Origin of the sequence: Acuticoccus sp. (genome assembly GCF_965213555.1) — a bacterium.
Lineage (GTDB): Bacteria > Pseudomonadota > Alphaproteobacteria > Rhizobiales > Amorphaceae > Acuticoccus.
Genome location: NZ_OZ243890.1, coordinates 1,188,653 through 1,207,523, shown reverse-complemented (window position 1 = coordinate 1,207,523; position 18,871 = coordinate 1,188,653). Strand labels below are relative to the sequence as shown.

The 18,871-nt window shown below is 71.4% G+C and carries 13 protein-coding genes; 4 read left to right on the top strand and 9 right to left on the bottom strand.

Annotated features, from left to right (window positions below):
* Positions 1-3: 3 nt before the first annotated feature.
* On the bottom strand, positions 4-1,164 hold the full coding sequence (gene crtY / locus ACOOE8_RS05885) for a lycopene beta-cyclase CrtY (protein WP_420393912.1): 1,161 nt from the start codon (positions 1,162-1,164) through the stop codon (positions 4-6).
* Positions 1,165-1,223: 59 nt separating this feature from the next.
* Here crtY and ACOOE8_RS05880 point away from each other — a divergent pair, with 59 nt between their 5' ends.
* Together ACOOE8_RS05880 and ACOOE8_RS05875 are read left to right on the top strand one after the other, a co-directional pair.
* Positions 1,224-1,988 carry a fatty acid desaturase gene (locus tag ACOOE8_RS05880; protein ID WP_420393911.1) on the top strand — a complete coding sequence of 255 codons (765 nt, stop codon included), beginning with the start codon at positions 1,224-1,226 and terminating at the stop codon, positions 1,986-1,988.
* Positions 1,989-1,992: 4 nt separating this feature from the next.
* Complete coding sequence (locus tag ACOOE8_RS05875) at positions 1,993-2,520, top strand: sterol desaturase family protein (RefSeq protein WP_420393910.1); 528 nt, start codon at positions 1,993-1,995, stop codon at positions 2,518-2,520.
* A gap of 99 nt (positions 2,521-2,619) precedes the next feature.
* On the opposite strand, the gene ACOOE8_RS05870 is transcribed toward ACOOE8_RS05875, so the two are convergent.
* From ACOOE8_RS05870 to ACOOE8_RS05845, 6 genes are all read right to left on the bottom strand, one after another.
* On the bottom strand, positions 2,620-3,549 hold the full coding sequence (locus ACOOE8_RS05870; RefSeq protein ID WP_420393909.1) for a phytoene/squalene synthase family protein: 930 nt from the start codon (positions 3,547-3,549) through the stop codon (positions 2,620-2,622).
* On the bottom strand, positions 3,550-5,052 hold the full coding sequence (locus ACOOE8_RS05865) for a phytoene desaturase (RefSeq protein WP_420393908.1): 1,503 nt from the start codon (positions 5,050-5,052) through the stop codon (positions 3,550-3,552).
* 271 nt (positions 5,053-5,323) lie between these two features.
* Positions 5,324-5,800 carry a hypothetical protein gene (locus ACOOE8_RS05860; protein WP_420393907.1) on the bottom strand — a complete coding sequence of 159 codons (477 nt, stop codon included), beginning with the start codon at positions 5,798-5,800 and terminating at the stop codon, positions 5,324-5,326.
* A gap of 172 nt (positions 5,801-5,972) precedes the next feature.
* Positions 5,973-9,494, bottom strand: coding sequence for a chromosome segregation SMC family protein (locus ACOOE8_RS05855; RefSeq protein ID WP_420393906.1), 3,522 nt, complete (start codon positions 9,492-9,494; stop codon positions 5,973-5,975).
* A 92-nt stretch (positions 9,495-9,586) separates the two neighbouring features.
* The gene (locus ACOOE8_RS05850; protein ID WP_420393905.1) at positions 9,587-10,189 is read right to left on the bottom strand and encodes a DsbA family protein; all 603 of its coding nucleotides are present in this window, start codon (positions 10,187-10,189) and stop codon (positions 9,587-9,589) included.
* A 30-nt stretch (positions 10,190-10,219) separates the two neighbouring features.
* The gene (locus ACOOE8_RS05845; protein ID WP_420393904.1) at positions 10,220-10,741 is read right to left on the bottom strand and encodes a DciA family protein; all 522 of its coding nucleotides are present in this window, start codon (positions 10,739-10,741) and stop codon (positions 10,220-10,222) included.
* A 126-nt stretch (positions 10,742-10,867) separates the two neighbouring features.
* Between ACOOE8_RS05845 and mutY the strand changes: the two genes are divergently transcribed.
* Positions 10,868-11,899 carry an A/G-specific adenine glycosylase gene (mutY, locus tag ACOOE8_RS05840; RefSeq protein WP_420393903.1) on the top strand — a complete coding sequence of 344 codons (1,032 nt, stop codon included), beginning with the start codon at positions 10,868-10,870 and terminating at the stop codon, positions 11,897-11,899.
* Positions 11,900-11,967: 68 nt separating this feature from the next.
* Complete coding sequence (locus ACOOE8_RS05835) at positions 11,968-12,666, top strand: metal-dependent hydrolase (protein WP_420393902.1); 699 nt, start codon at positions 11,968-11,970, stop codon at positions 12,664-12,666.
* Between the two features lie 28 nt (positions 12,667-12,694).
* On the opposite strand, the gene ACOOE8_RS05830 is transcribed toward ACOOE8_RS05835, so the two are convergent.
* On the bottom strand, positions 12,695-13,801 hold the full coding sequence (locus ACOOE8_RS05830; protein WP_420393901.1) for a site-specific DNA-methyltransferase: 1,107 nt from the start codon (positions 13,799-13,801) through the stop codon (positions 12,695-12,697).
* Positions 13,802-13,918: 117 nt separating this feature from the next.
* Positions 13,919-18,769, bottom strand: a complete 4,851-nt coding sequence (locus ACOOE8_RS05825; protein ID WP_420393900.1) for an NAD-glutamate dehydrogenase — start codon at positions 18,767-18,769, stop codon at positions 13,919-13,921.
* Positions 18,770-18,871: the final 102 nt, after the last annotated feature.

The window sequence follows — 18,871 nt, the reverse complement described above, 5'->3', positions numbered from 1 at the left end:
GCGTCAGTGGGCGGCCGCGCTCTGGGGCAGCGCCCGCAGCGCGCCGAGGATCGGCACCGGCGGCTTGCCGATCAGCACCCGCGCCTGCTGCGCGCGCGACATGCGCCCGGCGTAGAACCGCTCGATGAGCGGCTGGGGCAGGCGGTGGAAGCGCTCCAGCACCCCGTGCCGCTCGTCCGGCCGCCCGGCGAGGAAGAGCAGGCGGTTGAGCAGGCGGTCGAACCCGGAGCGGGCGAAGTGCTGCGCCGCGAGCGTCCGCACCGTCGCGCGCACGCGGTCGGTGGAGAGCGGCCCGGCGAGCGTTGCGAGGGCCACCGCGGTCTGCACCGCGTGGGGCAAGGAGTAGCTCGTTACCGGATGGAAGAGGGCCGCGCGCACCCCGATGGGCGCGGCCCCCCCGTCCGGGGCTGCATGGGACCAGATCGCGCTGAAGTCGCCGCCGAGGAGGAGCGGCAGCACGCCGGTCTCCTCGCGCACGTCCCCGATGATGGTCCATCCACGGGACGCAGCGTACAGGTCGATGCGAGCGCGCAGCGTCGCCCTGTCGAGGCCACGGTCCTCGGCGTAGTACGTGTCCTCGATGAGGAGCGTGTCGGCCGAGTAGGGCAGGAGGTAGACGAAGCGGTAGCCGTCGAGCTGCTCCACCGTGGCATCCATGATGGTCGGCCGCGTCAGCCCGTGCGGCGCGGCGAGCCGGACCTCGCGACCGAGGAACTTCTGCCAGCGCAGCACCGCCCCGACGAGCTCGCTCGGACCGCGCGCGTCGATTACCGCGTCCGCCTCCAGCCGGGTGCCGTCGCCGAGCGTCGCGCTGCGATCGTCGAGCGCCGCCACGGGGCACGAAAACCGCACCTTGCCACCGAGCCGAGCGCGGGCGACGTCATCGAGGCGCGCGGAGGTCACCGTGCGGTAGGGCGTCGGTAAACGCCGCTTCAGGCCGCGGAACACGACGTCGTACCCGTCCCAGGAGTGCGCCACGAACGGCGCGATCAGCCGTGCGCCGACCGTGTCGACGTCGGTCGCGTAGAAGCTCCAGGTGTGGTCGCCGCCCAGCGTCGGCCCGGCCTCCAGCAGGGTGACGTCGACGTCGGGCCGCTCCGCGAACGCGAGCGCGGTGAGGACGCCCGACAAGCCGCCCCCTGCGATGATCAGTCTTTGCGCCATGGCCTCACTTCCGCTGCCATCCGCTTTATATGGGGCGTTCGGGGACGACGGAGATGGCCATGACGACAGACCGCCACGGGGCGCGTCAACGCGACACGATCATCGGCGTCGGGCTGGCCGTCGCCATCGTCGTGGCGTGGCTCGCGACCCACGTGGCAGCGATCTTCGTCATCAACTGGGGCGACGCGCCATGGTGGGGTGCGCCAGCCATGGTGATGCTGCAGACGTGGCTGTTCACCGGGCTGTTCATCGTGGCGCACGACTGCATGCATGGCTCGCTCGCGCCGGGCCTTCCGGGGGTCAACCGTGCGTTCGGCCGCCTCGCGCTGCTCCTTTACGCCGCGTTCTCCTACGATCGGCTCCTGCCGGAGCACCATCGCCATCACCGCCGCCCCGGCACGGCGGACGATCCCGACTTCCACCCGGAGCGCCCGAGCTCGTTCGTGCCGTGGTTCGTCCGCTTCTTCCTGCACTATTATGGCTGGCGCGAGTTTGCTGCGATGGCGTTGGCGACGTCGCTTTACGTGCTGGCGTTCCGGCCAGAGATGCCGCTGTTCCTGGCGTTCTACGCGCTGCCTGCGGTGCTGTCCGCGGTGCAGCTGTTCTACTTCGGCACCTTTCGCCCCCACCGTGTGGACGAGGACGGCTTCGCGGACCGGCACAACTCGCGCACGGACGACTTCCCCGTCACGCTCAGCCTGCTCACCTGCTTCCACTTCGGCTACCATCACGAGCATCACCTGACCCCGACGACCCCCTGGTGGCGGCTGCCGTCGGCGCACCGTGCGCTGGCTGCCGAGCGCGTTGGTCGAGCGAAGGTTTGATGGCATGATCTACGCGCTCAACACCCTCATCGTCGTGGCGACCGTCCTTGCCATGGAGGGGGTTGCCTACGCGGTCCACCGCTACGTCATGCACGGGGCGCTGGGCTGGGGCTGGCACCGCTCCCACCACGAGGAGACCGAGGGCGTCTTCGAGCGCAACGACCTCTACGCCGTGGTGTTCACCGTGCTGTCCGGCGCGCTCATCACCTTCGGCATCGCCGGCGTCTGGCCGCTGCGCCAGGTCGGCATCGGGCTGATGGTGTATGGGCTGCTCTACTTCATCGTCCACGACGGGCTCGTCCACCAGCGGTGGCCGTTCCGCTACGTGCCCAAGCGGGGCTACGTGAAGCGGCTGGTCCAGGCGCACAAGATGCACCACGCGGTGGAGGGCCGGAAGGGCTGCGTCTCGTTCGGCTTCCTCTACGCGCCGCCGATCCACCATCTCAAGGCGCGGCTGAAGGCGAGCGCCGCGCTGGCGGCGCGGCAGGTGCGCCGGCGCACCGGCACGGACGCCGAGCCGCACCCGCGCTAGCGCGGTTTGGGGTTAGGTGGAACCACCTAACCCCAAGAAGACCGCTCTTAATCAAGGAGCTAAAGCATCTTATCTGGGTCTGAGGAGACCCAGGATGCTCTAGGGCCGGGGCGGGCGCGTCCACAGGCCGTCGCGGCTCGCAGCGGCGGCGGGCGTGCGGCCGACGGCGGCGGTGAGCGCGCTCGCAGCGAGCATCGAGATCTTCGCCGCGCTGCCGGTGCCGACGCGCTGGCCGAGGCGAGCCGGGCCGCCGCGGCGTCGGCGCACGCCGATGGACCGGTAGATCGACCGCGCCGAGGCGATCGCCCACGCGGTGCGGAACGACAGGCGGTCGATGCCGACGCCGGCCGAGGCGTAGTACCGGTCCGCCGAGCGCACCAGGCCGTCGGCGACACGCCACACCGCGGCGGCGTTTGCCGGATCGCCGACGGCGTCGGCGCTCGCGGACACACCCCCCGCCGCGAGGGCGTCCGACGGCAGGTAGACGCGTCCGGTCCGCGCGTCGGCGACGACGTCCCGCGCGATGTTCGTCATCTGGAAGGCGAGGCCGAGGTCGGACGCGCGGTCGAGGGTGTCGGCATCGTCGGCGGCGACGCCGAGCACGAGGGCCATCATCACCCCGACCGAGCCCGCGACGCCGTAGCAGTAGGCGGCGAGCTCGGCCTCGGTGGCGTAGGCGCGCATCTCGACGTCCATGGCGAAGCCGTCCAGGTGGTCGTGGGCGAGGCCGGACGAGATGCCGTGCCGCGCCGCCACGGCGCCGAAGCCGTCGAACACCGGGTCCGTGGCGCGCCCGGCGAGGGCGTCGTCGGTGGCTCGGCGCAACCCGTCGAGCCGCTCCGCCGGATCCGGCACCCGGCGCTCGCCGTGCCCCATCACCTGCCCGTCGATGAGGTCGTCGGCGGTGCGGCACCAGGCGTAAAGCCGGGCGACGTCGTCGCGCACCTCGCCCGGCAGCAGGCGCGAGGCCGCCGCGAAGCTCTTCGAGCCGCGCGCGATGATCTCGCGCGCGTACGCAGCGTGCGACACCTACTCCGCCGCGGCGGCCTGGGCGGCGAAGTCGCCGAGCACGATGGACGCCGTCGCCTTCGCCGAGCCGACGACGCCGGGGACGCCGGCGCCCGGGTGCGTGCCCGCGCCGACGAAGTAGAGGTTGCGGATCACGTCGTCGCGGTTGTGGCAGCGGAAGTACGCCGACTGCGTCAGGATCGGCTCCAGCGAGAACGCCGAGCCCATGTGCGCGTTGAGCTCGCTTGCGAAGTCCGCCGGCGTGAAGATGCGGCTCGTCACCAGCGTCTCCCGGAGCCGCGGGATCGCCTGCTCTTCGAGGTAGGTGAGGATCGTGTCGCGGTAGCGTGGCCCCTCCACCGACCAGTCGATGGCGGCCCTGCCGAGGTGCGGCACCGGCGCCAGCACGTAGTACGCGCTCTGCCCAGGCGGCGACATGTCCGGGTCCGTGCGGTCCGGCGCGTGGAGGTAGAGCGAGAAGTCCGTCGGCAGGACCGGGCCTTTGAAGATCTCGCCGATCAGCTCGCGGTAGCGACGACCGAACAGGATCGTGTGGTGCTCGAGGTCGTTGGGTCGTTCCCGGTCGAGCCCGAAGTAGATCACGAACAGCGAGTTGGAGAACCGCTTGCGCGCGAGCCGGCGCGCCTCGGAGCGGCCGCGGGCGGTGTCGCCGAGCAGCGCCTTGTACGTGTGCACGATGTCGGCGTTGGAAGCGACGAGGTCGGCGGCGATCTCCTCGCCGGACGCGAGGCGCACGCCGGTCGCACGGTCGCCCGTCGTCGTGATCCTCGCGACCGGCGCGGACAGGCGCACGGTGCCGCCGAGGTCCTGGAACAGCCGAACGAGCCCTTGGATCAGCGCGCCCGTGCCGCCCTTGGCGAACCACACGCCCCACTTGCGCTCCAGCGCATGGATCAGCCCGTAGATCGCGCTGGTGGAGAATGGGTTGCCGCCGACGAGGAGGGTATGGAAGGAGAACGCCTGCCTGAGGTGCTCGTGCTCCACATACTGGGACACCTTGGCGTAGAGCGTGCGGTAGCTCTCCAGCCGCACGAGCTGCGGCGCAACGCGCAGCATGGAGCGGAAGTCGAGGAACGGCGCGGCGCCGAGCTTGACGTAGCCCTCCTCGAACAGCGCCTTGGAGTAGGCGAGGAAGCGGCGGTAGCCGTCGACGTCCGGAGGGTGGATCGCCGCCATCTGACGGTCGAGCTCCTCCTGGTCGTTGACGTAATCGAACCGGTCGCCGTTCTCCCACCTTAGCTGGTAGAACGGCGCGACCGGCATGAGCGTTACGTAATCGTCCAGCGTTCGCCCCGACAGGGCGAACAGCTCTTCAAGGCACGTCGGGTCGGTGATGACGGTGGGCCCGGCATCGAAGGTGAAGCCGTCCTGCTCGTAGACGTAGGCGCGGCCGCCTGGCCTGTCGCGAGCCTCGACGAGCGTGGTGGCGAACCCTGCTGATTGCAGGCGGATCGCGAGCGCCAGCCCCCCAAACCCCGATCCGACGACGATGGCGCTCGGCATGGCGGCTCCCGTGTTGCCCATCGGACATAGCTGCGCGGCGGCCGCGCGCCAATGGCGACGTGTCGCCTCGCCGGCTGAGAAGCAGGATCGGCGGGCCCAGCGCTTGGAGCGGTTTGGGTGAGGTCGAGCCCGCCGCCGGCGGCGACGCCAGGATGCCGCCTGCGGATGCGCTGACCCCGGACGGCGCAAGTGAAAAGGCCGCGGCATGCGCTGCGGCCTTTTTTGCCGTTCGCGGTGGGCCTCGCGGGGACGAGGCTCGGCGGTCGGGCCGTCAGTTCGACCGCTGGGTGCCCATGCCCTGGGACTGCTGGCCCGGCTGCCCCATCGGGACGCCCGACGAGTTCACCACCATCATCACCTCCTCGTCGTCCGCGGTGCGGGCCATCACGAGGTAGGCGGCGTCGACGATGGTCACGCCCTTGAGGCCCGCGTCGGTCAGCGTCTTGACGACCTTCTGCTGGGACATCGCCATCTGCTCACGCGACATGGCGCCGGTGCGCTCCTGCCCGGAGGCCTGCTGACCCATGGACGGCTGGTTCGTGGCGGACCTGTCCATGCCCGAGCCGGCGGCCTGCTGCGCCGACCCCTGCGCGTCCGGCCGTGCGGCGGCGTCCTGACCGGCCGCGCGATCCGTGCCACCCGTCGCCTGGGGCGTCGCGCTCGTGGACTGATCCTGCTGCGTCTGAGCCAGCGCAGGCGTTGCCGCCATGATGGCTGCGAACATGGTGGCGCTGAGTAGCTTGTTCATCCATCCCTCCATGGTGCTCGACGAGACTTAGCTCACGGGCACCGATCATACGAACGCAAGCGTTCCTGCGTTGGCAAATCAACGGGGCACGGTGGGTCGCCGTTGCATGAAATTTAGGGAAGATATGCCGCGCTTCTGGTTCCAATACTTGGACGAAGCAATGTTGCGCTTGTCAGGCGGACTCGCGCAGCTCCTGGGCAACCTCCAGTGAGACAGACACGAGTTGGCTGACGCCTCGCTCGACCATGGTGACGCCGTACAGGCGGTGCATCCGCGCCATGGTGATCGGATTGTGGGTAATGATGAGGAAGCGCGTGTCGGTCGCGCGGTCCATCTCGGCGAGGAGGTTGCAGAACCGCTCGACGTTGGCGTCGTCGAGCGGCGCGTCGATCTCGTCGAGCACGCAGATGGGCGACGGGTTGGTCAGGAACACCGCGAAGATGAGCGCGGTGGCGGTCAGCGTCTGCTCGCCGCCGGACAACAGCGACAGCACCTGGGGCGTCTTGCCCGGGGGACGAGCGACGATGTCGAGCCCGGCGTCGAGCGGGTCGTCGGCCTCGGTGAGCACGAGGCGTGCCTCGCCGCCGCCGAAGAGGTGCGTGAAGAGGCGGCGGAACTCCTGGTCGACGGCATCGAACGAGGCGGTCAGGCGGCCTCGCGCCTCGCGGTCGAGCTCGCGGATGCCCTCGCGCAGGGTTTCGATGGCGCGGGAGAGGTCGTCCCGCTCGGCGAGCATGGCACCCTGCCGCGCCTCGATGTCACCGAGCTCGTCCTGCGCACAAAGGTTGATGCCGCCAAGCTTGGTGCGCTCGGCCTTGAGGCGATCCAGCCGCGCCTCCGCAGCGGCACGGTCGGGTGCTGGGGCCGCGGGGTCGAGCTGGGCGACGCGCGCCGCCTCGTGAGGGGCGACCTCCAGCGCCTCGGTGAGCGCGGCCTCGACCTCCGCAAGCCGTGTGCGCGTGCCGGCGAGCCGCTCGTCGGCGCGACCCGCGGTCTCCCGCGCCGCGGCGAGGCCGTCGAGCGCCTCGCGTGCCGCCGAGACCGCGTCCCGCTCGGCGCCCTCCGCGACGGCGAGTGCGTCCCGTGCGGCGCGCTCGGCGGATTGCGCCTCCTCGGACGAGGTCGTCAGGCGGCGTCGCTCCAGGAGCGTCTCGGACGGGCTAGCAGCAAGGCGGTCGCGTTCGGCGCCAACCTCCGCGAGCCTCGCGGCGAGCTCCGTCCCATGCGCCATCGCACGCTCGAGGCGCGAGCGCCATGCAGTAACCTCCTCGGCGAGGCGCTCGCGCCGCCTCGATCGACCGTAAGCGCGGCGCTCCTCGTCATCCACGGCCTGGGCGGCGCGCACCGCCTCGCCGCGGCACCGTTGCGTCGCCTCGCGCGCCCGGTCGCGCCTCGCCACCTCGGCCTCGCCGGTGGCAGCGGCGGTCGCCGCCGCCTCGGCCGCCGCTAGCGCCTCGCGCGCCAGCTCGTCCTGGCGCGCCGCCGCTGTGCGCTCGGCGGCGAGCCGGACTGCCTCGTGCTCCGCCGCCTCGGCGGCACGGTCGGCTTCCGCGACGTGGCGCGCCGCGCGGCCGTGGGTTTCGCGCGCCATCGCCAGCGTCCGCCGGACGGACGCGAGCGCCTCGCGGGTCTTCTTCAGGTCGGCGCGGGCGCCCACCTCCGCCGCCATCGATGCGGAAAGCGCCTTCTCGGCGGCTGCGACCTCGGCGCAGGCGGCGGCGCGCCGCGGCGCGAGCTCCTCGAGCTCGTGCGACAGCGCGACGAGGCGGTTCCTGTGGGCGAGCCGTTGGGCGGCCGCGCTCGGCGCGCCTGCCTCGCGCGCGAACCCATCCCAGCGCCACAGCGCGCCGTCGCGGCTCACCACGCGCTGGCCCGGGGCGAGGCGGCCTCCGCCGGGTCCGACCCCGATCTGTCGGATGCGCCGGGCGAGCGCGACAGGCGCGTCGACGTAGCGCCCAATGGGCTCGACGCCGTCCGGCAGTGGAGGATCGTCGTCGGCGGATGCGGCGATCGGCGTCCACCGCACCGGACCCTCGTGCGCTGCGGGCGCCTCGAGGTCCTCGCCGAGCGCCGCGGCGAAGGCGGCCTCGTAGCCCGGCACCACGGTGCAGGCATCGAGAACCGAGGTCGTTCCCTGGGAGACTGTTGCGATGAGGCGGCGCAGCCCGTCCGCCTCGGTCTCGCAGGCTGCGACCTCGCGCTCCACACCGTCGCGCGCGGCGACGGCCTGGGCGAGCGTCCCACGTGCTTCAACGACGTCGGCCTCCGCCTCGGCAAGCATTTCCGTGGCACGACCCTCGGCAGCCCGCGCGGCGTCCTCGGCGCCTCCAGCGGCGAGCTGCGCTGCGTCCGCCTCGGCGAGGCTGGTCCGCGCCGCGTCCCTGCGGCGGACGGCGTCGCTGGAGGACACCGTTGCAAGCGCCTCCTCCAGCCGACGCAGCTCGTGCGCTGCGCGGCGCGCCTCGGCCCTGGCGCGGTCGACCTCCGCGCCGGCCGCGCGGTGCGCAGCGATGACGCTCGCCGCGTGCTCGGTCGCCTCGGCCATGGCCCGGTCGGCCGCCGTCGCTGCGGCCGCGGCCTCGCGAGCGGCGTGTTGAAGCGCAGCCAGCCGCTCGCCGTCGCCGGCGCTCGCTGCGACGATGCTTCGCTCCTCCTCGGCGAGCTTGCCGAGGGCGGCCTCGGCGTCGGACCGCGCGACCTCCTGCCGTGCCACGTCCGCGGCCAGCGCCTCGCCCTGGCGCGTTGCGGCGGCACAGGCCTCCGCGGCGGCGCGCTCGCTCGCGTCGAGCGTGGCGAGGGCGGCCGCGACGCGCTGCCGGCGTGCGGCTGCATCCGCCGCGGCATCGCGCAGGGGAGGGAGAGCGTGTCGTGCCGCCGCCTCGTCCGTCGCGGCGCGAACCTGCCGTTCCGCCGCAGCCGCCAGGGCGGTCTTGGCGGCGGTCGTCGCAGCTTCCGCGGCACCGAGCCCAGTGCGAGCCTCCACCCAGCGCAGGTGATGCACGGTCGCCTCGAGCCTCCGCACGTCGGCCGACAGCGTCCTGTAGCGCTCCGCCTGACGCGCCTGCCGGCGCAGGGCCTCCACCTGCCGCGCGACCTCACCGGCGACGTCCTCGACCCGCGACAGGTTCTGCTCGGCCGCGCTGAGCCGCAGCGTCGCCTCGTGCTTGCGCGCCTTGAGGCCCGAGATCCCGGCTGCCTCCTCCAGCACGTTGCGCCGCTCGGTGGGCTTGGCAGCGATGAGCTCGGCGACCTGCCCCTGCCGCACCATGGACGGCGAGCGTGAGCCCGTCGCCGCGTCCGCGAACAGGAGCTGCACGTCGCGCGCGCGCACCGCGCGGCCGTTGACCCGGTAGTCCGAGCCGACGCCGCGGCCGATGCGACGGGTGACCTCGAGCGCGTCCGCGTCGTTCATCTGCGCCGGCGCCGTGCGGTCGGTGTTGCCGAGGTAGAGCGTCACCTCGGCGGTGTCGCGGCTCGGGCGACGCCCCGAGCCAGCGAAGATCACGTCGTCCATGGAGGCGCCGCGCACGGACTTGTAGGACGCCTCGCCCATCACCCAGCGCAGCGCTTCCACGAGGTTCGACTTGCCGCAGCCGTTGGGGCCGACGACGCCGGTCAGGCCCGGCTCGATCACGACGTCCGTCGGGTCGACGAACGACTTGAAGCCGATGAGACGCAGCTTGTCGAACTCCATCGCACCTCGCGCCGCGGCCGAGGGTGCCGCGCGGCCGAGCTTCGGCGCTGTGCCTTAATGGAGCCTTGACGGCGTCATCGCGACGGGCGGGGTCAGGAGCCGAGCTTGGGGTCGATGGCCTCGCGCAGGGAGCCGATGGTGCGGGGCCCCTCGAGCTCCTCCCCGTCGACGAAGATCGTCGGCGTCGCGGACACGCCGAGCTCGTTGTAGCCGTGGTCCTTGACCGCGTTGATGCCGTCGAGCAGCGCCTGGTCGGTAAGGCACGCCTCGAACGCCTCGCTCGTAAAGCCGGCCTGCTTGGCGAGGTCGCGGATCTTGGGCAGCGGATCGTCGCGCACGGCCCACTGTGCCTGCGTCTCGAAGAACAGGTCGACCACGTCGTAGTACCGGTCGCCGGAGCAGCGTGCGAGCATCGACACGGCCGCAGCGAGCGGGTCGAACGGGAACTCGCGCAGCACGAACTTCACCTTCCCGGCGTCGATGTACTCCGACTTCAGCTCCTGGAAGGCACCGGTGTGGAAGGTCGCGCAGTGCGGGCAAGTCATCGACGCATACTCGATGACGGTGACGGGCGCATCTTCCTCGCCGAGGACGACATCGGGCAAGGGCTCTGCCGCTCCCTGCGCGTGCGCGGAGGCGGCGAAGGGCAGCGCGAATGCGACGAGCGTCGCGGCGAACGTGCGGCGGGTCAGCATCAGGGAACCCCTCTCGGAACTAAGGCCTGATTATGGCTGCTTTCGTCGCCCCGGGGAACCACTTGCCTCGATCCTGGCGCCAAGCCGCGACAATGCTGCCTTCACGGCTGGGTGATCGATCCCGTCGAGCCGGGCGGCGACCGCCGCGACCCGCGCTGCGTCCGGCGGCGCTGGCGGGACGGGAACCGGGGCGAGCATGGGAGGAGGCCGGCAGGCTCGCCCGCGAGCTTGGGTCAGGCGAAGCCGTGCGATGGCGGGCCAGCCGATGAGGAGGTTGGCTCGTTCAACGACCTGTGGCGCCACATGCTGCAGGGCGAGCGCGGCGGCGGCGTCGGCCCGCACCACGAGGGTGGCTCCGGTGTCCTCCCGGCCCGCGGTCGGCCACACGATCCGCTCGATCGCCGCGGACCTCGCGAACTGCGCGCCGAACACGTCCGCCGGGTCGAGGAGCAGCGCCGCGTCGGCGATGCCCCTTCGCCGGCAGGCCGGCGTGACGATGGGGCCGATGAGCTCGGCGAGGGGGCGGGCGACGGCGCGACGGTAAGGCTTCATGGCCCTTGATGGCGGATGCGCTCGGCTGGGACAACGGGGGCAGCGATGCGCGCTGGGATGCGGGGATCGTGGGGGCCGCGACCAGCCTCCACTTGCACCGTTCGGTGCGGCGGCTACCACCCGGCGATGGACACACTCGGCCCGGACGCGGGACGCACGCTTCTCGCCTGGTACGACCGGCACAAGAGGCGCCTTCCTTGGCGCGTCGAGAAGGGCGCGCCCGACGCCTATCGCGTCTGGCTGTCGGAGGTGATGCTGCAGCAGACCACTGTCGCCGCCGTCATTCCATACTACGAACGCTTCCTCGAGCGCTGGCCCGCCGTCGACGCGCTCGCCGCGGCGGACGACGGCGAGGTCATGGCCGCGTGGGCTGGGCTTGGGTACTACGCCCGCGCACGCAACCTCCTCGCCTGCGCCCGCACGGTGGCGCGCGACGGCGCCTTCCCCCGGACCCGCGAAGGGTTGCGCGCGCTGCCGGGCGTCGGCGCCTACACCGCGGCGGCGGTCGCCGCCATCGCGTTCGGTGAAGCGGTCCCGGTGGTCGACGGCAACGTGGAGCGCGTAACAGCGCGCCTCGTACGGCTGTCACGTCCGCCGAAGGCCGTGCCCCGCGAGGTGGAGGCCCGCGTCGCCGCGATGCTGCCCGCGGAGCGTCCGGGTGACTTCGCCCAGGCGATGATGGACCTCGGAGCGACGATCTGCACCCCGCGCGGCCCGGCCTGCGCGCTGTGTCCGCTGCGGCCAGCATGCGCGGCGGCCGCGACCGGCGACCCCCTCGACTTTCCGAAGAAGGCGGCGCGACGGCCCCGTGCCGCATGGCGCGGCGCGGCATTCGTGCCGGTGCGACCGGACGGCGCCATCCTGGTGCGCCGCCGTCCGTCCGCCGGCCTCCTCGGTGGCATGAACGAGCCGTTCGGCACGCCCTGGGCGGAGGGCGAACCTTCGCTTACCGCCCCGTTCGTGGCCGAATGGCGCGGCGCCGGAGCGATCGACCACGGCTTCACGCACGCGACCCTGACGCTCGAGGTGTACGTCGCCACGGTGGACGCCGACGCGCCGACGCCCGAGGGGGGCACCTGGCTCACCCCGCAGGCCGCCGGACTGCCGACGCTCATGCGCAAGGTGGTGACGCGCGCGCTCGCCGTGGCGCAAGGTTGAGCCTACCTTCGGCCACCCGCCGCCGCTAGGTCGGCAGCGTCGAGGCACAACGCAGGGAAAGGTCCACCATGCAGCTCACGTGGTACGGTCACGCGACGTTCCGGCTCGAGGTCGCGGGGACGCGGCTCCTCATCGACCCCTTCCTGACCGGCAACCCGTCCTGGAACGGTGGCTGGGAGGAGGTCGCCGAGGGCGTCACCCATATCCTGATCACCCACGGCCACGGCGACCACATCGGCGACACGCCGGCGATCGCCCAGGCGAGCGGCGCGACCGTGACTGCGGCCTACGAAATCTGCGGTTGGCTCGGCGCGCAGGGCGTCGAGAAGACCAACCCGGTCAACCACGGCGGCACGGTGGCCCTCGGCCCGGTCCGTGCCTCGTTCGTCAACGCGCTCCATTCGTCATCCATGAGCGGCGACCAGGGTCCGATCTACCTCGGCAACCCGCTGGGCGTGATCATCGAGGCGGACGGTGAGAAGACGGTCTACGCGATGGGCGACACCGGCATCTTCGGCGACATGGCGCTGTACAACGAGATCTGGTCGCCCAAGGTCGGCCTGGTGCCGATCGGCGATCGCTTCACCATGGGCGCCAAGCTCGCGGCGATGGCGTGCAAGCGCTACTTCGACTTCGACACCGTCGTGCCATGCCACTACGGCACGTTCGAGTTCCTCGACCCGGACGCCGAGGCGTTCCGGCGCGAGATGGGGGAGGCGGCCAACATCGTCACCGTGCCAGGGATCGGCGAGGCGATCACCGTCTGAGCGGTTTCGCGCCGTAGAGGGCGCGGGTTCAGGCGAGCTCGCGGCGCATGGCCTCGCGGAGCGCGTCGAGGGGGACGAGCCGGCGGCCCTGTCGCACGTTCCAGTAGGTCCAGCCGTTGCAGGCGGGCAGGGCCTGCACGGCGGCACCCACCTTGTGGATGGATCCCTCGTGGTCGCCGGACCGGATCGAGCCGTCCACCCGCACCCGCGCGCGAGGCCCTTCGCGGCCACCGACGAGCTCGGCGCCCACCTTCACCCGGCCCGCCTCCACGAGGAGGCCGAACGGGACGCGGCGGGGCCGCTCGCCGGCGCCGAGCTGCGCCAGCTCGGAGTGGGGCTGCACCGCTGCGATGCGCGCCTTCGCGAGGGCGGCGTAGGTGGCATCGCGCTCGATCCCCACGTAGCGTCGGCCGAAGCGCCGCGCGACCGCGGCGGTGGTGCCGGTGCCGAGGAACGGATCGAGGACGACGTCGCCCGGCCGCGTCGACGCGAGCAGCGCGCGGGCGACCAACGCCTCGGGCTTTTGCGTCGGATGCGCCTTGGCTCCGTCCGGTCCGCGCAGCCGCTCGGGCCCGCCGCACAGCGCCAACGTCCAGTCCGAGCGATGTTGGACGTCGTCGTTGAACGCCTTCATCGAGTGATAGTTGAACGTGTAGTCCGTCCGTCGCGCATCGGCGACCGCCCAGATCAACGTCTCGTGGGCGTTGGTGAAGCGCCGGCCGCGAAAGTTCGGCATCGGGTTGGTCTTCACCCAGACCACGTCGTTGAGGATCCAGAACCCCGTGTCCTGGAGTGCCGCACCGACGCGGTGGATGCTGTGGTAGGTGCCCATCACCCAGAGCGTGCCGTTCGGCCGCAACGCCCGTCGCACGGGGCCGAGCCAGGCGCGCGTGAAGGCGTCGAAGTCGGCGAAGCCCGTGAACTTGTCCCAGTCGTCGTCGACGCCGGCCACGCGCGACTGGTTGGGGCGGCGGAGGGCCCCGTCGAGCTGGAGGTTGTACGGCGGATCGACGAACGCGCAGTCGATGGAGCCCGGCGCGAGGCGCGGCAGAACCTCCAGCGCGTCGCCGACGATGACGGTGTCGATGTCGGGCGGCCGGGACGCCGCGGGCGCCCCGGCCGATGGATCGCTCATTGCGACGCAGTACCCTCACGCAAATCGCCCCCGACATATGGGGACGCACGGTGAAGACGGCGTTAACCGGGTCGTCGCATATCAGCTAGCCACACGGAGCCCGGACCTGGAGGGCCGTCACGCTGCAACCCTCGAGGGTGCCGCGAGGTCGGCGAGGAGGCCGGAGGCGACGGCGAGGCGCGAGATGCTCGCCCGCCCGCCTCCGACGATGTCGGCGACGGCGCGCTGCGTCTGGGCGACCACCGCCCCATGGGAGGCGAGCCACGCGTCGACCCGCTCGGTGCCCGACCCCTCACGCACACTCATGAGGACGTCGATGGCAAGGTTGCGGTGGGCGTCCGCCAGCACGCGCCGCGCCCGGTCCAGCGCCAGCCCGTCGTAGTAGTCCTCCGCTTCGATGCTGCGCGCCGTCTCGTCGAGCTGCATGATGCGGAAGCGGTCGTTGAGCGCGAACCACACGGCGCCGGCGTCCGCGAGGTCGACCCGGCAGGCGTCCGCGACGACGGTCACGTCGAGCCCGGCGACGGCGAGCGGCAGGCGGGCAAACTCCTGGGCCAGTGCGTCGGGCACTCCGTCGCCCGCGAGCAGGGCGGCGTGCTGGCGCAGCTCGTCCGCATCGTCCTCAGGAAGCACGGTCTGGTAGAGCCCGCGCAGCGCGTCGATGCCGGCACGGAACCGGGCGATGACGTCCTCGAGCCCGGTCGCGAAGCTCTCGTTGCGCACGAACCAGACCGCGGCATCGACGAGCAGCGAGCGCACGTTGGCGTAGAGCCTCAGCTGCACGTCGCCGGGCAGCACGTTGTCGAGCTTGTCGATCTCCCCGTTGAGGGCGATGAGGCCGAACGCGTCGCGCGCGGCGGCGAACGCGCGGGCGATCAGCGGCACCGGCGCGCCCGTCTGGTCCCCGACGCGGACGACGAAGGTCGGCCCGCCCCGGTTGATCATCGAGTTGGCGAGCATCGTCGAGATGACCTCGCGGCGCAGCTTATGGCCGCGCACCTCATCGGCGAAGCGCTCGGTCATCTGTGTGGGGAAGTAGCGCAAGACCTCGCGCGACAGGTAGTCGTCGTCGGGGACGTCGGACTGCAGGATGTCGTCGAACAGCGTGATCTTGGCGTAGGCGAGGAGCACGCCGATCTCGGGCCGGGTCAGCCCCTCGCCGCGGTGGACGCGGTCGTCGAGCGCGGCGTTGGACGGCAGCCCTTCGATCTCGCGGTCGAGGCCGCGCGGCTCCAAGACCTCCATCAGCCGGCGCTGGTAGCCGGCGTTTTGCACGTTCTGCATCTTGGACAACGAGATCGCGAGCGTCTGCAGGTAGTTGTTGCGCAGGACGAGCGCGGCCACCTCGTCGGTCATCTCGGCGAGCAGCGCATTGCGCTCCTCGCGCGTCAGCTTCTCCTTCCGCATGGCGTCGGCGAGGGCGATCTTGATGTTGACCTCGATGTCCGAGGTGTTGACGCCCGCCGAGTTGTCGATGGCGTCGGAGTTGATGCGGCCACCCGCCAGCGCGTAGGCGATGCGTCCGGCGTGACTGACGCCGAGGTTGGCGCCCTCGCCGACGACCTCAGCACGCACCTCGTGCGCCGAGATGCGGATCGCGTCGTTGGCGCGGTCGCCGATGTCGAGGTTCGACTCGTGCGGCGCGCGCACGTAGGTGCCGATCCCGCCGAACCAAAGGAGATCCACCGGCGCCTGCAGGATCGCGCGCATCACGTCTGCGGGCGTCAGCGAGCCGCGCCCGATGTCGAGGGCGAGCCTTGCCTCCGGCGACAGCTCGATGGACTTGGCCGAGCGCGAGTAGACGCCGCCCCCCGCCGACAGCGCCGAGCGGTCGTAGTCCTGCCAGGACGAGCGCGGCAGCCCGAACAGCCGCTCGCGCTCGGCGTAGCTCCTCTCGGGGTCCGGGTCCGGGTCGATGAAGATGTCGCGGTGATCGAACGCGGCGACGAGGCGGGTGACGCGCGACAGGAGCATTCCGTTGCCGAACACGTCACCCGACATGTCGCCGACCCCGACCGCGGTGAACGGCTTCGTCTGGATGTCGTGGTCGAGTTCGCGGAAGTGGCGCTTGACCGCCTCCCAGGCCCCCTTGGCGGTGATGCCCATGACCTTGTGGTCGTATCCCGCCGAGCCGCCGGAGGCGAACGCGTCGTCGAGCCAGAAGCCGTGCGCCTGGCTGATCGCGTTGGCCATGTCGGAGAACGTCGCCGTGCCCTTGTCCGCGGCGACCACGAGGTAGGCGTCGTCCCCGTCGTGGCGGACCACGCGCTCCGGTGGCACCACCTCGTCGCCGTCGAGGTCGTCGGTGATGTCGAGCATGGTGTCGACGAACACCTTGTAGGCCTCGCGGCCCTCCTCGAGGAAGGCGTCGCGGTTGGCCCGGTCCGGCAGCTTCTTGGGGAAGAAGCCGCCCTTGGCGCCCACCGGCACGATCACCGCGTTCTTGGTCTGCTGCGCCTTGACGAGGCCGAGCACCTCGGTCCGGAAGTCCTGCGGCCGGTCCGACCACCTCAGACCGCCGCGGGCGACGGCGCCGAAGCGCAGGTGCACGCCCTCCACGCGCGGGGAGTAGACCCAGATCTCACGGAACGGCGCTGGGCGCGGCAGTCCCACGATCTTGCGGGGATCGAACTTGAAGGCGAACGTGCGCGCCGGCTCGCCGTCGTCCTCGCGCTGGAAGACGTTGGTGCGCACCGCTGCCTCGACGAGGTTCTGGAAGCGGTGGACGATCGTGTCGTCGGCAAGGCTCGTGATGTCGTTGCAGAGCTCTTCGATGCCGTTGGCGATCCGGTTGGCGGCGGCCTCGCGATCCTCTCCGTCCCAGTCCGGATCGAACCGCGCCCGGAAGAGCTCCACGATCGCGCTGGCGAGCTCGGGATAGGCGTTCAACGTGTCGGCCATGAGGTCCTGGCCGTAGGCGATGCCGGCCTGCCGCAGGTAGCGCGAGAGCGCGCGCAGCACGGCGATGTCCCGCCACCCCATGCCGGCGTTCAGCAGCAGCGCGTTGTAGCCGTCGCTCTCCGCCATGCCCTCCCACACCGCGATGAACATGGCCTGCAGCTTCTCGGCGTGGGCCGCGACGTCGATCGCCTCGCCCGAGGCGACGGCGAGCGTCATGTCGTGGATGTAGATGCCGCCCTCGGAATGCGGCACGGTCACGCGGAACGTGCGCTCGTTGACGACGATGAAGCCCATGTTCTCGAGGATTGGGACGCGGGCCGACAACAGGATCGGTGCGTCCTTGTGGTAGATCTTCAGCGAGCAGCGGTCCGGCCCCTCCACCGCGTCGCGCCGGAAGAACAGGATCGCGGTCGGGGTCTCCTCGCCGATGCGCTCCAGGATCGTGATGTCGCGCACCGCGCGCTCGGCCGTGTAGGTCGCCCTGTAGGAGTCGGAGAACGAGGGCGACCAGTCGGCGATCTTGAAGCGGTCGAGGCTGAGCTTGGGCGCTGCCACCGCAGCGCGCAGGAGCTCGTCCGACCATGTGCGGATCAGCGCTGAGATGCGATCCTCGAGCTCGCGCGGGTCGGGCCGCGGCGTCTCGCGCTCGCGCCGGCCGATGATGAGGTGGAGGCGGGTGAGGACGCCCTCGGGCATCGACACGTAGCGCGCCGACACGTGTCCGTCGTAGGCCTCCGCCATCATCGCCTCGATGGCCTCGCGCACCGCGGTGGTGAAGCGGTCGCGCGGCACGAAGATCAGCGCGGAGACGAACCGGTCGAACGGGTCGATGCGCGACAGGACCCGCACGCGCGGTCGCTCCGAGAGCTGCAGGATGGCGAGCGCGAAGCGGGCCAGCAGCCCCTCGTCGATCTGGAACAGCTCGTCGCGCGGGTAGGTCTCGAGGACGTTGACGACCGCGTTGCCCGAGTGGCTGAGCGGGTCGAAGCCGAGCGCCCTGACCACGTTGTTCGCCTTGCGCCGCAGCATCGGGATGGCGAACACCGAGCCGGTGTAGGCGGCCGACGTGAACAGCCCGACGATGCGCAGCTCACCCTTGAGGGAGCCGTCCTCGAACCGCTTGACGCCGATGTAGTCGAGGTGGGTCCGCCGGTGGACCCTGCTCTGCACGTTCGCCTTGGCGATGATGATGGGGTCGGCACGCTTGAGGAACTCGCGCACCTCCGGCGTCATGGTGACGAGCTCCGTGCCGCGGCGCAGCACCTTGAGCTCAGGGTCGCGCAGGATGCCGAGCCCGTCGTCCTCACCGACGAGCTCGCCCTCGTCCGGCGAACCGTCGAGCGTGTACTGACGCATCCCGGTCAGGATGAAGTCGGACCGCTCCACGGTCTCGAGGAACGCGATCGCCTCTTCCAGAACGTCCGTGTCCACCGGCGGCGGCTCGTGGCGGTAGCGCTCGATCGCCTCGCGCAGGAGCGCGCGCATCTTCGGCCAGTCCGCGACGGCGGCGTCGACGTCCGCCAGCACCCGGGTCAACGCCTCGGCGAGGGCCTCCCGCTCGCCCGCGTCGTCGAGCGGCTCGATGTGGACGTGGACGAAGCTCTCGTGGGCATGACCGTCGCCGGCCTGCGCCTCGCCGTGGAAGGCGACGAGGCTGCCGTCCCGGTCGCGCTCCAGCGCGAAGATCGGATGGACCACGAGGTGGAGCTCGAGGTCCTGCGCGTGGAGCTCGTTCTTCAGCGAGCCGAACAGGAACGGCTTGTCGGCGTTGATCGCCTCCACCACGGAGATCGCACGGTGCGTCCCGGCCTCCACCACGGACAGCTCCTCCGGCGACATCACGGTGACGCCCGGCGCATCAAGCGGGCGCTTCTGCAACGCGTCCCAACCCTTTTGCGCGATGCGCATGAGGTCCTCCACGCTGTAGCGCGAGAGATCCTCCGCGGCAGCGTGGCGGAACAGGAGCTCGGCGAAGGTCGCGAAGGCGACGTCCCCGTTCTGCCCGCGCACGCTCTCGGCGAGGTCGTTCAGCTTGCCGTCCTTGGTCTCCTGATCGTCCTCAAGCATGCGTCGTCCTCCCCGAGCGGGACTGTGACCACCGCCCGATCCATGTAAAGTCCGTTCATGCAAGTTGTGCCGAGCTCTGCAAGTCGGCGCTCGAGGATACCC